The 14,150-nt window shown below is 64.9% G+C and carries 15 protein-coding genes; 4 read left to right on the top strand and 11 right to left on the bottom strand.

Annotated elements, in window-relative coordinates; genetic code table 11:
* Positions 1–19: 19 nt before the first annotated feature.
* Entirely contained in the window at positions 20–790 is a 771-nt protein-coding gene (locus BMF89_RS04825) for a hypothetical protein (protein WP_078105942.1), read from the bottom strand.
* Positions 791–849: 59 nt separating this feature from the next.
* On the opposite strand from BMF89_RS04825, the gene BMF89_RS04820 reads away from it, so the two are divergent.
* Both BMF89_RS04820 and BMF89_RS04815 read left to right on the top strand, forming a co-directional pair.
* On the top strand, positions 850–1,431 hold the full coding sequence (locus BMF89_RS04820; RefSeq protein ID WP_078105941.1) for an A24 family peptidase: 582 nt from the start codon (positions 850–852) through the stop codon (positions 1,429–1,431).
* A 164-nt stretch (positions 1,432–1,595) separates the two neighbouring features.
* Positions 1,596–2,069 carry an NUDIX domain-containing protein gene (locus BMF89_RS04815; RefSeq protein ID WP_078105940.1) on the top strand — a complete coding sequence of 158 codons (474 nt, stop codon included), beginning with the start codon at positions 1,596–1,598 and terminating at the stop codon, positions 2,067–2,069.
* Here the strand turns inward: BMF89_RS04815 and BMF89_RS04810 are convergent.
* The 6 genes from BMF89_RS04810 to BMF89_RS04785 form a co-directional block, all read right to left on the bottom strand.
* Positions 2,057–2,257: a hypothetical protein gene (locus tag BMF89_RS04810; RefSeq protein ID WP_078105939.1), complete on the bottom strand. Its 201-nt coding sequence runs from the start codon at positions 2,255–2,257 to the stop codon at positions 2,057–2,059. The two genes, BMF89_RS04815 and BMF89_RS04810, sit on opposite strands and share 13 nt — an antisense overlap.
* A gap of 554 nt (positions 2,258–2,811) precedes the next feature.
* The gene (locus BMF89_RS04805) at positions 2,812–4,536 is read right to left on the bottom strand and encodes an MDR family MFS transporter (protein ID WP_078105938.1); all 1,725 of its coding nucleotides are present in this window, start codon (positions 4,534–4,536) and stop codon (positions 2,812–2,814) included.
* Positions 4,533–5,201: a TetR/AcrR family transcriptional regulator gene (locus BMF89_RS04800; RefSeq protein ID WP_078105937.1), complete on the bottom strand. Its 669-nt coding sequence runs from the start codon at positions 5,199–5,201 to the stop codon at positions 4,533–4,535. The genes BMF89_RS04805 and BMF89_RS04800 overlap by 4 nt, the downstream gene beginning before the upstream one ends.
* 132 nt (positions 5,202–5,333) lie before the next feature.
* Positions 5,334–6,770 (bottom strand): class II fumarate hydratase, encoded by a 1,437-nt coding sequence (locus BMF89_RS04795; protein ID WP_078105936.1) that lies wholly within the window; start codon positions 6,768–6,770, stop codon positions 5,334–5,336.
* 98 nt (positions 6,771–6,868) lie between these two features.
* Complete coding sequence (locus BMF89_RS04790) at positions 6,869–7,483, bottom strand: carbonic anhydrase (RefSeq protein ID WP_078105935.1); 615 nt, start codon at positions 7,481–7,483, stop codon at positions 6,869–6,871.
* A 9-nt stretch (positions 7,484–7,492) separates the two neighbouring features.
* Positions 7,493–8,188: a DUF4245 domain-containing protein gene (locus BMF89_RS04785; RefSeq protein WP_253190707.1), complete on the bottom strand. Its 696-nt coding sequence runs from the start codon at positions 8,186–8,188 to the stop codon at positions 7,493–7,495.
* A 228-nt stretch (positions 8,189–8,416) separates the two neighbouring features.
* On the opposite strand from BMF89_RS04785, the gene glpX reads away from it, so the two are divergent.
* Positions 8,417–9,436 (top strand): class II fructose-bisphosphatase, encoded by a 1,020-nt coding sequence (gene glpX, locus BMF89_RS04780; RefSeq protein ID WP_171983398.1) that lies wholly within the window; start codon positions 8,417–8,419, stop codon positions 9,434–9,436.
* A 202-nt stretch (positions 9,437–9,638) separates the two neighbouring features.
* Positions 9,639–9,983: a hypothetical protein gene (locus BMF89_RS04775; protein ID WP_078105933.1), complete on the top strand. Its 345-nt coding sequence runs from the start codon at positions 9,639–9,641 to the stop codon at positions 9,981–9,983.
* A gap of 32 nt (positions 9,984–10,015) precedes the next feature.
* Here BMF89_RS04775 and BMF89_RS04770 read toward each other — a convergent pair whose 3' ends face one another.
* The 4 genes from BMF89_RS04770 to BMF89_RS04755 form a co-directional block, all read right to left on the bottom strand.
* Positions 10,016–10,951: a peptidoglycan bridge formation glycyltransferase FemA/FemB family protein gene (locus BMF89_RS04770; RefSeq protein ID WP_078105932.1), complete on the bottom strand. Its 936-nt coding sequence runs from the start codon at positions 10,949–10,951 to the stop codon at positions 10,016–10,018.
* Between the two features lie 2 nt (positions 10,952–10,953).
* Positions 10,954–12,204: a mannose-6-phosphate isomerase, class I gene (gene manA, locus BMF89_RS04765; protein WP_078105931.1), complete on the bottom strand. Its 1,251-nt coding sequence runs from the start codon at positions 12,202–12,204 to the stop codon at positions 10,954–10,956.
* Positions 12,205–12,280: 76 nt separating this feature from the next.
* Positions 12,281–12,874, bottom strand: coding sequence for a 5-(carboxyamino)imidazole ribonucleotide mutase (purE, locus tag BMF89_RS04760; protein WP_078105930.1), 594 nt, complete (start codon positions 12,872–12,874; stop codon positions 12,281–12,283).
* Entirely contained in the window at positions 12,871–14,058 is a 1,188-nt protein-coding gene (locus BMF89_RS04755; RefSeq protein WP_078105929.1) for a 5-(carboxyamino)imidazole ribonucleotide synthase, read from the bottom strand. Before BMF89_RS04755 ends, purE begins: the two co-directional genes overlap by 4 nt.
* Positions 14,059–14,150: the final 92 nt, after the last annotated feature.

The following is a 14,150-nucleotide window of genomic DNA, read 5'->3' as shown; positions in this document are numbered from 1 at the left end:
GGTTGGGTGGGGCCGGCGACTACGCGCGGGGGCCGATGTCCCAGCTGATGTGCTTCCGGACGTCGGTGAGGTTCATCGATTCGGCGAGGAACAGATCGTCCAGCATGTATTCGTCCACCCCCAGTATCCGCATCCAATGCCCGTGGCCGGTGGTGTCGCCGTCGAGCGATTGGCTGGAAACGCACACGCCCGTTCCAGAGTCCACCCGCAAGAGCGTGCGTCCAGGGAAGCAGAGCGGCGTTGCCGCGTCGGACGCCACGTAGCTGTGTCCCGGCGTCGCGATGGTCTCCAAGGCCGGGCGCCCCTCGTGATCCACTTCCCGGATCGGCCCGAACGACACCCGGTTGGACTCGGGAAACTCCATCGGCACCGGCGCATTCCCCGCAAGCTCGACAGGATCGAGTGCTGCCGCGAGCCGACCGTTCCCGAATGACGGTTCACCATACGCAGCCTCGGGGCGCCGGCGGACCAAGCCTGCGGAATCGTAAACGGGGGTCACCAAGTGGGCCGGCAACAGCCAGGACTTGCGCTTGGAACCAAGGTAAAGTCCGTCACGGGAGTCGTTGATGCCCGTGGTGCTATGCAGCAACGCGCCCTCGACGGTCTCGAGCCGAAGCGCTCCCGGCCGGCGCAGCCAAGCACGAACCGTGGCATCCGCGTTGCCCGGCAGGTCGAGGTATTCGAACCTCAGGCTAGTCCATTTCCACGGGGAGGAACGGCAGAGGTTCCGGAAGGTGGAGGACATGTCGGCGTCCTGATTGCCTTGGATTTCTGCACTGTAGCGCCCCATATCCACAGTCTAAGCGTGCGTGACCGGCGCAGCTTTGAGAAAACCGATAGCATCCGAGGGTGATCGGACGACTCGGCGAATTATGGGGAACCAGTGTCCCGGCCTTCTGGCTCCTGCTGGCAGCATGTGTTTACTTTGCGATCATGGCTGCCCGTCTCACCGTCATCGACGTCCGCCACCACCTCTTGCCCAACCGGATCGTGTTCCCGTCCTATGCGATCGCCGGCGTGTTGCTGCTCGGCGCGGCGATAGCCGTCACCTTGGCTGGGGGAGCGGCGACGGACCTCGCCGGCGGAGCGGCAGGGAAGACCCCCGACGGCGGTGCCCCCTTCCTCGGCGTGCCCGCCTTGGGCATCGTGGCCGGGGGAGCCGTGCTGTGGGTGTTCTACTTCATCCTGCGTTTGGCGTATCCGCCCGGGATGGGCTTCGGCGACGTCAAATTGGCTGGTGTCCTCGGCCTCTACCTTGGCTACCTGGGTTGGGGGCATGTTTTCGCCGGAACGTTTGCGGCGTTCCTCTTCGGCGGGTTGTGGAGCCTGGGAGTCCTGGCGGCCCGGAGGGGAACCTTGAAATCGGCAATTCCATTCGGGCCATTCATGCTTGCCGGTGCGGCAGCGGCGATGTTTGCACTGCCCGCGTGAGGAGAGCCGTGGGCCGCGGCGGCGGGAAACGACCGGGTGAGCAGCCTGGCCCGCTGTCATTCGGGCATCGCTGGTGGGATACTCGCCCTACTGGAGGATCCGACCCGGAAACGGAGGCAGAGTTCGTGTTGGTGATGACTGTTTCAGCGAAAGCGGGCTAGGTCGTGCCGGTCCCGGAATTCATCCGGGAAATCCGCGAGAAGATCGGCAACGATCCGTTGTGGCTGCCCGGCGTGCGGGGCGTGGTCCTGGACGACGAGAACCGGGTCCTGCTGTGCCAACGGGCCGACAACGGACGCTGGACCTTGATCACCGGAATGCTCGAACCGGGTGAACATCCAGCCCCCGGTTTGATCCGCGAGATCTTCGAGGAGACTGCCGTAGTCGCCGAAACCGAGCGCATCCTGGCAGTGGGCGTGATCGGCCCGGTCACGTATCCCAACGGAGACGTCTGCGACTTCCTGGATATTGCCTTCAAATGCCGCTATGTCTCGGGGGAGGCCCGCGTCAACGACGACGAGTCAATCGCCGTCGGCTGGTTTGCCCTCGACGAGTTGCCTGAGATCAGCGCCGGCCACCGCGAAACCATCCGGCTTGCGCTGGAGCCGGGCACCGCCGTCGCGTATCAGCGCGATTGACGGGCCGCGAGGATCGCGCGGGCAGCGAAGAGGCAAGCGGCTGCACCGCAGACAATAGCGCCGACGATGGTCCACCATTCGCCCTTGGCGGCGGCAATGGAGACGGCCAGAAGCCCGAAAAGGACTGCCCCTAATCCCCATCGAACGGCGGGACTGATGTTTGCGGATTCTTCGGGCTCTGGACTCATGGGTTCCAGCCTAGGCCAGACTCCGCAAGGCCACTCGATCGTGGAGTCCCACGTTCGCCCCAGTGGACATGCCCTGTTCTACATTTGGGCAGTGGACATATTCCTCATATGTCCACTCGTCCGAGCCAACGCTGGGCATGTCCCGGGCTCAGCGCCGAGCATGTCCACTCGTCCGAGGCAAGGCCGTACAATACAGGGGCGCCGCAACCCATAAGATTGCGGCGCCCCTGTTGGCGCGGCCAGCTACCCCGCGAGTCGGGCGTATGTCCCGCGAGCCCTACTTTCAGCCCAGTGGACATGCCCGGCTTTGCATTCGGGCAGTGGACATATTCCTCATATGTCCACTCGTCCGAGGCAAGGCCGGACAACACAGGGGCGCCGCAACCCATAAGATTGCGGCGCCCCTGTTGGCCCGGCCAGCTACCCCGCGAGTCGGGCGTATGTCCCGCGAGCCCAACTTTCGGCCCAGTGGACATGCCCGGCTTTGCATTCGGGCAGTGGACATATTCCTCATATGTCCACTCGTCCGAGCCAAGGCCGGGCATGTCCCGGGCTCAGCGCCGGGCGAGCTCGCCGTCATTGTCGCCCACCAGCCCCACCGGCCCCACCGGCTCCACCGGCCCCACCGGGTCGGACTCAGGCTTGGCGACCGCGTCAACGGCCGCGTCGGAGGAAACTCCGAGGCGTTCGGCTTCAAGTCGTTCCGCCTCCTCGCCTCCGACAGCCTCGCCCCGGGCCACCATTCCCGCGGTGTCGGAGAGCGGGATCTGCTTGAGGGTGACGGCGAGCAGGAGGGCGGCCGCGATGAACGGGATCAGGTACCAGAACACCGGTGCCAGCGAGTCGGCGTAGGCATTGACGATGGCGTCCTTGACCTGGACCGGCAGCTGGGCCAAGGTCTGCGGATCAAGCTCGCTGGTTGACTGTGCAGCTTGCGCGGCGGAAGCCCCGGCGCCTGTGAATGCCTGGGTGAGGGACTCGGCAAGCCGCGTCGTGAAGATAGAGCCGAAGACGGCGACGCCCAACGAAGCACCGACCTCGCGGAAGTAGTTGTTCGTGCTCGTTGCCGTGCCGATTTGCCCGGCCGGAACCGCATTCTGGACCACCAAGACGATGACCTGCATGATCAAGCCCAGGCCCGCGCCGAAGATGAACAGCTGGATGCAGATGACCCAGATCGGAGTTGCCGCGGTGAGCGTGGTGAGCCACAACATGGCAACGATCGTGAGGCTGGCTCCGAGGATCGGGAACATCTTGTACTTGCCGGTCTTGGAGATGCGGATACCCGAATAGATGGACGTCCCCATGAGTCCGACCATCATCGGCAGCATGAGGAGGCCGGAAACCGCGGCTGAAGTACCGGAGGACATCTGCAGGAACGTCGGCACGAAGGCGATCGCGGCGAACATGCCCAGCCCCAGGGTAAAGCCGATGGCGGTTGCGTTGATGAAGATCCGGTTCTTGAACAGGCTCAGCGGAATGATGGGGTCTTCCGCCTTGCGCTCCACGAGGACGAAGAGGAAGGCGGCAAGCACCATGCCGGCGCCGAAGGCCCACGTCAGGGGGGAGTCCCAGCCTTGGTCCTTCTTGCCGCCGAAATCGGTGAAGAAGATCAAGCATGCCGTGGCAGCGGACAGCAGCAGGACCCCAAGGATGTCGATGCGCTTTTCGGCCTTCTTGTTTGGCAGGGTGAGCGTGAACCAAGCGATGGTGAAGGCTGCAATGCCGATGGGGATGTTGATGTAGAAGGCCCATTCCCAGGTCAGGTGATCGACGAAGAAGCCGCCCAGGAGCGGACCGGCCACGGCGGAGAGCCCGAAGATGGCACCGAGCGGGCCCATGTACTTGCCGCGTTCCTTGGCGGGCACGATGTCCGCGATGATGGCCTGCGAGAGGATCATCAGTCCGCCGCCGCCCAGGCCCTGGATGGCGCGGAAGATCACGAAGCCCCAGAAATCGGTGGCGAAGGCACAACCGATGGAAGCTGCCGTGAACAAACCGATGGCAATCAGGAAGAGGTTCCGACGGCCCAGGATGTCACCGAACTTGCCGTAGATCGGCATGACGATGGTGGTGGCGAGCAGGTAGGCAGTGGTGATCCAGGCCTGGTTCTCCACGCCGCCGAGCTTGCCGACGATCGTGGGCATGGCCGTGGACACGATGGTCTGGTCCAGGCTCGAGAGCAGCATGCCGGCGATCAACGCCGAGAAAATGATCCAGATCCTTCTCTGGGTCAAAAGCAGCGGTGCGGCCGCTTTGGTCTTGAGAGTGGTACTCACGGTTGATCCTTCTGGGGTTCGACGGGGTTGATGTCCAGCGGTTGGGCGAAGAGCGTGCGGGCTGCACTGAGGTTCCGGTCCAGCAGTTCCCGGTATGGCTGCGTGTTCTCCTCGGAAAAGAACTGCTTGCTCGTCTTCTTGGTGACCGCACCGAAGACTGCGGCGGCCATGACGACCTCCGTGTGATCCGCCGTGAGGCCTTCACGGGCGGCGATGAGTTCGGCGAACTGGCGCTCGCGGACTTCGCCTTCGCGGGTCAAACGGCCCAGGAGCTGGGGCTCGGCCGTGACTGCCGCGATGAGCTGACGGATCTCCGACGGACTCACGGTGGACCGCTCGAGGACCGCCAGGGTGAACTGGCGCAGCGCGGACAGCAACGAGTCCGAGATGGTGCCGGCGGCACGGGCCGGGTTGCGGTTGAAGTCCTCCAGGGCCTCTTCGGGAAGCTCGTCGGAGAACGAGCCGATCACCGCGTCTTCCTTGGTATGGAAATAGTTGAAGAAGGTCCGCCGCGAAATCCCGGCCTGTTCGCAGGCTTCCTCGACCGTGAAGCCGTTGAGTCCGCGCTGGGCCGTCAGGGAGCGGGCGATGGCTGAGATCGCCGCGCGGGTCTGAGCGCGCTTGCGCTCCCGAAGGCCGCCGTCATTGGTTGCACTATTTTCCACAAAGTAAAGTTTTGCACCTTTAGTTAAATAGTGCAAGAAGAGTTCTGCGGGAGGAAACGACGACGGCGGCCGGCACCTTCCGAGGGGAAGGCGCCGGCCGCCGTCGGGCAGGCCAGTCGGACTGGTGGGAGGCTAGGCCTTGTGGGCCGGGCGGGTCATGGTGGTGACGTCGAGGGCCTTGTCGAGCTGCTCTTCGGTCAGCTCGCCACGCTCAAGGTAGCCAAGGGAGATCACGGCTTCGCGGATGGTCAAACCCTCGGCAACGGCCTTCTTGGCGATCTTTGCGGCTGCTTCGTAACCGATGAACTTGTTCAACGGGGTCACGATGGACGGGGAAGCCTCGGCCAGGAAGCGGGCGCGCTCCACGTTGGCCGTGATGCCGTCGATCATCTTGTCGGCCATGACGCGGCTGGTGTTGGCCAGGAGCCGGATGGATTCGAGCAGGTTGGCGGCCATCACGGGGATGCCGACATTGAGCTCGAAGGCGCCGTTGGTACCCGACCAGGCGATGGCGGTGTCGTTGCCGATGACCTGGGCGCAGACCATGATCGAGGCTTCGCAGATGACCGGGTTGACCTTGCCCGGCATGATCGACGAACCCGGCTGGAGGTCCGGGATGGAGATCTCGCCGAGTCCCGTGTTGGGGCCGGAGCCCATCCAGCGCAGGTCGTTGTTGATCTTCATGAAGGAGATGGCGATGTTGCGCAGCTGGCTGGAGCCTTCGATGAGGCCGTCGCGGTTGGCCTGCGCTTCGAAGTGGTCGCGCGCCTCGGTCAGCGGCAGGCCGGTGTCGGCCGCGAGGAGCTCGATGACGCGCTCCGGGAAGCCTTCCGGGGTGTTGATGCCGGTGCCCACCGCGGTGCCGCCCAGGGGGACCTCGGCGACGCGGGGGAGCGCAGCGTTGATGCGCTCGATGCCGTAACGGACCTGCGCGGCGTAGCCGCCGAACTCCTGGCCCAAGGTCACGGGCGTGGCGTCCATGAGGTGGGTGCGGCCGGACTTGACGACATCCTTGAACTCCGCTGCCTTGCGGTCCAGGGAAGCAGCCAGGTACTCGAGGGCCGGGATCAGGTCGTTGATCAGGGCCGACGTCGCGGCGACGTGGACCGACGTCGGGAAGACATCGTTGGAGGACTGGGAAGCGTTGACGTGGTCGTTCGGGTGGACAACTTTGTCGCTCCCGGCGGCCGCGAGGGCACGCGTCGCCAGCTCGGCGATGACCTCGTTCGTGTTCATGTTGGACGACGTGCCCGAACCGGTCTGGAAGACGTCGATGGGGAAATCGCCGTCGTACTTTCCGGCGGCAACCTCATCGGCTGCGTTGGCAATCGCCTCGGCGAGCTCGCCGTCGAGCACCCCAAGTTCGGCGTTCGCGAGGGCCGCGGCCTTCTTGACCCGCGCCAGGGCCTCGATGTGCGCGCGCTCAAGCGTCTTGCCGGAGATCGGGAAATTCTCCACAGCGCGCTGCGTCTGGGCGCGGTACAGGGCGTTCACGGGAACGCGAACTTCGCCCATCGTGTCATGTTCAATACGGAACTCGGCCGCGTTGGATTCTTGAGTGGAAGTCATGGGGCTAGCTTATGGCGAGCAGCCGCTTGACCGAAAACCGGAGGAGCAAAGCTACGGCCGCTTGGTGCCGCCCCTCCGGGGGCGGCCCGGCATCCGGCTTAAAGCTTGCCGATCCCGGAAACAAGCGCCGCGCGGCCTTCGTCCAGTTTGTAGGAAAGCCCGACGACGGCGGCCCGGCCGTCGTCGATCGCGTCGGAAATCACACGGGAACTGTCGGCCAATCGGCGGGCTGTCTGCTTGACGTGCTCCACCACCATCTCGTTGACGTCCGTTTGCTCGTTGCGCATTGCCGTGAGGACGGAGGGGGTGATGCGTTCCACGAGGGAACGGATGAAACCTGCCGGCATTTCACCTGTCTCCACGGCACTCTTCGTCGCAGTCACCGCGCCGCAACTGTCGTGGCCAAGGATCACGATGAGCGGAACATGAAGTTGGGAGATGCTGTATTCCAGCGAACCGAGGACGGCGTCGTCGATCACTTGCCCGGCCGTGCGGACCACGAAGGCATCCCCCAGGCCGAGGTCGAAGATGATCTCCGCGGCCAGGCGGGAATCCGAGCAGCCGAAGATCACGGCAAATGGATGCTGGTCCTCGACGAGGGAGTGCCGGCGCGAAGCGTCCTGGTTGGGGTGCAGGGACTCGCCGGCGACGAAGCGTTCGTTTCCTTCGCGCAAACGGCGCCAGGCAAGTGCGGGAGTCAGATAGGTAGCCACGGCGCTACTTTACGGCTTTGGGGTGGCAGGCTGCGAAACTGTGTCGCCGGGCTTCGTGCCCGCGTCCGCGGAGGCGACAGGAGCTGCGTCCATCGCCTTGACCACGGCGGCGGCCAACGTGGAGAACTCGTCCAGTCCTGCGCTCCCGCTCAGGATGATCGTGGTGCCGCGGTAGTTCAGCACCATGCTGCGGTTGCCCTTGGCCGTGTCATGGAGCTCCCAGTCATGGCCGCCGGCGCTCCGCGTGCCGGTGACCGGAGCGCTGCCGGTCTGCTGGAAAATCCAGGTTGGATTGGCCTTGCGGGTCTGGACAAGCCCGATGAACATCTGCTGGGGAGTCACGTAGCCGACCTCCCACGTGGGTACGCCGTCGCCGGTCCCGGATGACCAGCGAGCGTAGTTCGGACTAAATGTGTCGCCGGTATTCGGCGCCACAGGTGTGAAACCCGCCACATCTTTCGCATTGGCGGCCGTTGCGGCCACATCGACGTTGGGCTTGTAACCGCTGCTCTTTGGCGCCGGATTCATGAGCACGATCGGAAGGAACGCCAGCACGCACAGGAGCAACGCAATGAGCATGCCGATGACGGAAGCATTGGCCCGTTTGGCGGCTTTTGCCGCGATTACAGGCTTGACGGCCGGCCGGCCGGCGTCATTGCTGCCAGTTGCCTCGGTGCCTCCGTTGCGTGGCGGGACAGCGGCAATTGCTTTGTCTTGCGTTTCACTCACGCTTCAATAGTCTCCTATCCAAGCGGCTAATACACATCGGCCGGTCCGCGCAAGGGGCCTTCCGGGAGTTGGTCATCCCATGACCATGCCGCTCCGCCGCGACTATGATCTCTTGTAGAGGAATCATTCAGGCCGCCAAGCCCAGCCATTCCTGGTCCCACGAATCGCGTCATCGAAGAAGAGGTTCACGTGTCTCCAGCGCCAATGTCCCAGAAGTATTCCACTATTTCGCCGGCGCTCGCCGTCGGGACCGATGAGCCGGACCGCAACCTGGCCCTCGAACTTGTCCGGGTCACCGAAGCTGCTGCCATCGCCGGCGGCCACTGGGTTGGTTTCGGCGACAAGAACAAGGCGGACGGCGCGGCCGTTGACGCCATGCGCTCCTTCCTCCACACCGTCCATTTCAACGGCGTCGTTGTCATTGGCGAGGGTGAAAAGGACGAAGCCCCGATGCTCTTCAATGGCGAGCACGTCGGTGACGGCACCGGACCCGAGTGCGACGTCGCCGTCGACCCCATCGACGGAACCCGGCTGACTGCCCTGGGCATCAACAACGCCCTCGCCGTGCTTGCAGTGGCCGAACGCGGCACCATGTTCGATCCCTCCGCCGTGTTCTACATGGAGAAGCTCGTCACGGGTCCTGAAGCCGCCGACATGGTGGACCTCCGCCTGCCGGTGAAGCAGAACCTGCACCTGATCGCCAAGGCCAAGGGCGTCAAGGTCAACCAGCTCAACGTCATGATCCTTGACCGTGACCGCCACCGCCCGCTGGTGGAGGAAATCCGCGAAGCCGGTGCGCGCACCAAGTTCATCATGGATGGCGACGTTGCCGGCGCCATCGCCGCCGCACGTTCCGGCACCGGCGTCGACGCCCTGATGGGGATCGGCGGCACTCCGGAAGGCATCGTTGCCGCATGTGCCATCAAGTCCCTCGGCGGTGTCATCCAGGGCCGCCTGTGGCCCACCAGCGACGACGAGAAGCAGAAGGCCATCGACGCCGGACACGACCTCGAGCGCGTCCTCTCCACGAACGACCTCGTCACAAGCGACAACTGCTACTTCGCAGCTACCGGCATCACCGACGGCGACCTGCTCAAGGGCGTGCGCTACTCCAAGGACAAGGTCCTGACCCAGTCCATCGTCATGCGCTCCAAGTCCGGCACGATCCGCTTCGTCGACGGCGAGCACCAGGCCAGCAAGTGGGAAGGCTACGCCCGCAAGTAACTCCTGGCTTAGTGCAAAAGGGCGGCACGATCGCTCGGCGGCTATCTCTGGCTTTGTCCTCACGGACCTTGTCGATTCTGACGCCGCTGTCACGATCCCACCGCCCTTTTGCGTGCCCGCAGGCTTCCATCGGGCTAACTGGGAGAAAGGTCCGCGGCGGAATGTTGTTGGGCACCAACTCACGTGCAAACCGGCTGAAGTGATGGTGCTCGACGGCGTCCGGCTCACCTCGCCTGCCCGGACGTGGCTGGACCTGGCCCAATTGATGAGTATCGACGACACTGTCGCGGCGGGCGACTCGATCGTGGTCGAGCACGGCGAAAACCATCCCAGGCCGCGCGAGCCCTTGGCGACCATTGACGACTTGAAGGCGATGGTGTCAGCCCGTCCCGGCATGCGTGGCGTACGTAAGGCCCGGCTGGCCCTTCACATGGTCCCGGGCCGGCGCCCGATGCCGCTTACGTCAAAGAGCGGGTCGCCCTCCAATACGACGGGCGGCATCATGGGGAAGCTGAGCAGTACCAGAGGGACATCAATCGGATTTTGAGGTCATCTGCTGCCAGTTCGCGCGGAGGAACCCTAGCGGAGCTTGTCGCGGAGTTTACGGGCTACTTGGTAGGCGCCGTAGCGGAGCTTGTTGACGGGAAGGTCCCACGTGCCCGGGTAGGCGATTTCGCGGCCCCCGAAGGACTTCTTGAAGGCGGTGAATCCGGCCCACTTGTGGTCAGGTTGGTGTTCCGGGGCCACGCCCCACAAATCGACGTGCTTGAGTCCCTTGTCCTTGGCGTCCGCCATGAGCGTCGCGAGCAACGGAATGCCGGCGCTGAGCTTGCGATGCGTATCATCGAGCGCCGCGTGGGCGTAGGTACGCGTGTCGGCAGAGTCGTACGCCAGGGCCGCCGCGATGGGCTCGCCTTCGAGTTCCGCGATGAACAGGGTGCCAGCACCGGCCGGCATGAGGGATTGGGCCACGGCGCGGAGGTAGTCGTCGCTCTGCGGCTTGAAGCCGTTGCGTGCGGCGGTCATGTGCAGGAAGTCCAGGAGCACCGAGATCTCTTCGGGATCCTGCGAGGACCGGAAGGTGACACCCTTCTTGTGGATGTTGCGGTACAGGTTCCGGTTGGTGGGTTTCATGCCCGCAAGGACGTCCTTGAAGTCGCCCTCCAGATCCACGATCCAGCTCAATTCCGGTTGCTGGTTGGACGGCGCCGGCTGCAGGCCGCGTTCCCGCAGGACCGCACCGGCGTCGGCGGCTTCGAACCCGGCGGTGACCGGTTCCATCCGGACAAACACTGCGCGGCTGCGGCGCGCGATCGCCACGAGGGCCGCTACGGCTTCGTCGAAGGCCTCCAGCGAATCGGCGACGGGTCCGTAGGGCGTGTAGATCACCTTGCCGGCGGGGTTCGTTTCCTCCACTGCGAGGAAACGCCACCCCGGCCCGGATTCCTCGTGCACGGTACGTCCGAGGGATCGCTGGAAGGACGCCCATGCGGGCGTCTGCAGGAAGTACTCCACCGTTAGTTCCCCAAGCCTGTTGTCACGGCAAAGGCGACGCTGGTTCCCGTGGCACCGGCAACCGGGTGCACCATGACGGGCTCTTCCGACGCCGGGATGAACGCACTCCCCCCGCGCTCGACGGCGAGCTCGCTCTTGGGGGAGTCGAGCACCACGGAACCCGAAACCACGACGACGACGGCGGGACCCGCCTGGGCCATCGGCACCGGTTCCGCTCCGGGTCCCAGCTCGATGCGCTGGAGCTGGAATTCCTTGAAGGGCGGCACAAAGAGATCCTGGCCGAAGCCGGAGACCCGGGGCTCGATGCGCGGGACGCCGAGGGAAGCGAATTCGATGGTCTTCAGGAGTTCCGGAACATCCACGTGCTTGGGAGTGAGGCCGCCACGGAGCACGTTGTCCGACGCCGCCATCACCTCCACGCCGAGGCCTTTCAGGTAGGCGTGGACGTTTCCGCCCGGCAAGTACACCGATTCGCCCGGGGACAGGAACACAAGGTTCAGGAGCAGGGAAATCAGGACACCGGGATCGCCCGGGAACTCGCTGTTGATGTCCACCAACGTCGAGAGTTCCGCGGCGTGCTGCCCCATCGGCGCGCCCGATTTCAGGATGGAAACCACCTGATCGGTGGCCGCGGAGACGGCCTCCCCGCCGGTAATCAGCCGGGTGAACGCAGCTTTGAGCGCCGAGGGCTCATCGGACCCGGAAAGATCCGAGATGACTCCGGCGATGACGTCCGGAACGTCGACGGCGGCAAGGTCCAGGAGGGTCGCGAGGTGCTCGAAGACACGCTGCGAATCGGCGGCCGGGCGGAAACCGCAGAGGGCGTGAAACGGCGTCAGCGCGAAGATCATCTCCGGCTTGTGGTTGTCATCGCGGTAGTTGCGCTCCGGTGAGTCCGCTGCCATACCCGCGGCATTTTCCTTCGCGAAGCCGTCCCTGGCCTGCTGCAGGCGAGGGTGGACCTGCAAAGACAGGGGCTTGTCGGCTGCAAGGAGCTTGGTGAGGAACGGCAAGCGGGGACCGAATTCGGCCACGCTCGTTTCACCAAGGAAATGCACGGGATCCACGCTGATCAAGGCGTCCAAGGCGACGGAAGAGCCATCCGGACGGGTGGCCACGGACGGCGAGTCCGGGTGCGCTCCGATCCACAACTCCGCTTCCGGACCACCCGAGGCGGGCCTTCCCAGCAGAGCGGCGATCGCCGTCGTCGATCCCCATGCGTAGGGGCGGAGAATATTCTCAAGCTGGTACACGGCGGGGGATCCTTGTCATTGCGGGACGGTTCATTCGGGATTGCCGGGGATGACCTCTGTGCGGCTGCCCGGGCTCTTAACGACTGCTCCGGGCGGAGACGTTCGCCGTCGAGAAGACTTCGGCAACCTTGTCGCGGAGCCTGGCACCCTTCTCCGTGGCGGTGTTGTTGAGCTCCTGCGCGAATTCGAGCAGTTCGCCACGAAGCCGCACGGCAAGGTCATCGGTTCCGGACGCCAGCATGCGTACAGCCAGGAGGCCGGCGTTGCGGGCGCCGCCGATGGAAACAGTGGCCACGGGAACGCCGGCGGGCATCTGCACGATGGACAGCAAGGAGTCCATGCCGTCCAAGGTCTTCAGCGGGACCGGGACGCCGATGACGGGCAGCGGGGTCACGGAGGCGAGCATGCCCGGCAAGTGGGCTGCGCCGCCTGCTCCGGCGATGATGACCCGGATACCGCGCTCATGGGCGGTCTGGCCGTAGCGGATCATCTCCGTGGGCATGCGGTGCGCGGAGACGACGTCGGCTTCGAAGGGGATGCCGAATTCCGCCAGGGCGTCGGCCGCGGCTTCCATGACGGGCCAGTCCGAGTCGGAGCCCATGACAAGCCCCACGATCGGGGAGGCGTTCGCTGCCCCCGCGTTTTCGGGATCCATGGTTTCTGCGCTCATGCGGTCTCCTCGGAGGTGGTCTCGGCCGGCATGCGGCCGTCACGGATGATGTCGGCCACTATGGTGGCGCGGTGTCGGATGGATTCGACGTCCGCCGTCGAGTTGCCGACGAGGTTCACGTGCCCGATCTTGCGGCCGGCCCGCACGGACTTGCCGTAGCAATGGACTTTTGCGGCCGGTTCGTAGGCGAGGGCCTTCGGGTACGCGCTGTAGAGATCCTGGTTGTCGCCGCCCAGGAAGTTCTTCATGACGACCACCGCGCCCAGGGCGTCGGTAGCACCGAGCGGGAGGTTGAGGACTGCGCGCAAGTGCTGCTCGAACTGGCTGGTGACGGAGCCGTCCTGCGTCCAGTGGCCGGTGTTGTGCGGCCGCATGGCGAGCTCGTTGACCAGGAACCCGACTCCGACGCCGGGCGTTTCGAAGAGTTCCGCAGCCATCACTCCCGTGACTCCGAGTTCATTGGCAATCCGCAGCGCGGCCTCTTCGGCCGCCGCAGCGACCTCCACGGGAATGTCCGGGGCAGGCGCAATCACTTCGTCGCAGACGCCATCCACCTGGACAGTGTGGACAACCGGCCATGCGCGGGATTCGCCGTCGGGCGTCCTCGCAACGAGCGCGGAAAGCTCGCGGCTGAAGTCGACCTTCTCTTCGGCCAGGAGCGGGCTCATGGCGTCGAACCAGTCCGTCGTGCTCCGGGCGTCGTCTGCGGAATGGATGATGCGCACGCCCTTTCCGTCATAGCCTCCGCGGGGGGTTTTCAAGACGATCGGCCAGCCGGTCTGCTCGCCGAAAGCCACCAGGTCTTCGACGCCGGTGACGGCAGCCCATGCCGGGTTGGGGAGCCCCAGGCGGTCGATCGCGGCGCGCATCACGAGTTTGTCCTGGGCGTGCACCAAGGCATCCGGGCCGGGCTGGACGTTGACTCCGGCCTCGATCAGCGCCCTCAGGTGCTCGGTGGGGACGTGCTCGTGGTCGAACGTCATGACGTCCAGGCCCTCCGAGAACTCAAGGAGGGCAGCGAGGTCCTTGTAGTCGCCAATGGGAGCCGTTGCCACGGCCCGGACCGCGGAAACGTCCTCGCCTTCGGCAAGGACCCGGAGTTCAAAGCCAAGAGCGGTTGCCGCCGGGGCCATCATTCGTGCGAGCTGGCCGCCGCCAACCACGCCAATTACAGGAAAAGTCACAAGGTTCAGCCTACCGAACCAGCGGCCGGTTCCTTGATTTTGTCCGTCGCCGGGCCTACACAGCGTTGGCCCGTGGCTCTTGGGGCCGAATA

Origin of the sequence: Arthrobacter sp. SRS-W-1-2016, from assembly GCF_002009585.1 — a bacterium.
Taxonomy (GTDB): domain Bacteria; phylum Actinomycetota; class Actinomycetes; order Actinomycetales; family Micrococcaceae; genus Arthrobacter; species Arthrobacter bambusae_A.
Note: the sequence above shows the minus strand (reverse complement) of the source record. Positions and strands in the feature narration are given on the sequence as shown.

Coding starts and splice junctions, on each gene's coding strand:
- purE (WP_078105930.1), bottom strand. CDS start 12,874: ATGAGCGCAGAAACCATGGATCCCGAAAACGCGGGGGCAGCGAACGCC.
- glpX (WP_171983398.1), top strand. CDS start 8,417: ATGTCCCAGAAGTATTCCACTATTTCGCCGGCGCTCGCCGTCGGGACC.
- BMF89_RS04795 (WP_078105936.1), bottom strand. CDS start 6,770: ATGACTTCCACTCAAGAATCCAACGCGGCCGAGTTCCGTATTGAACAT.
- BMF89_RS04825 (WP_078105942.1), bottom strand. CDS start 790: ATGGGGCGCTACAGTGCAGAAATCCAAGGCAATCAGGACGCCGACATG.
- BMF89_RS04810 (WP_078105939.1), bottom strand. CDS start 2,257: ATGAGTCCAGAGCCCGAAGAATCCGCAAACATCAGTCCCGCCGTTCGA.
- BMF89_RS04775 (WP_078105933.1), top strand. CDS start 9,639: ATGGTGCTCGACGGCGTCCGGCTCACCTCGCCTGCCCGGACGTGGCTG.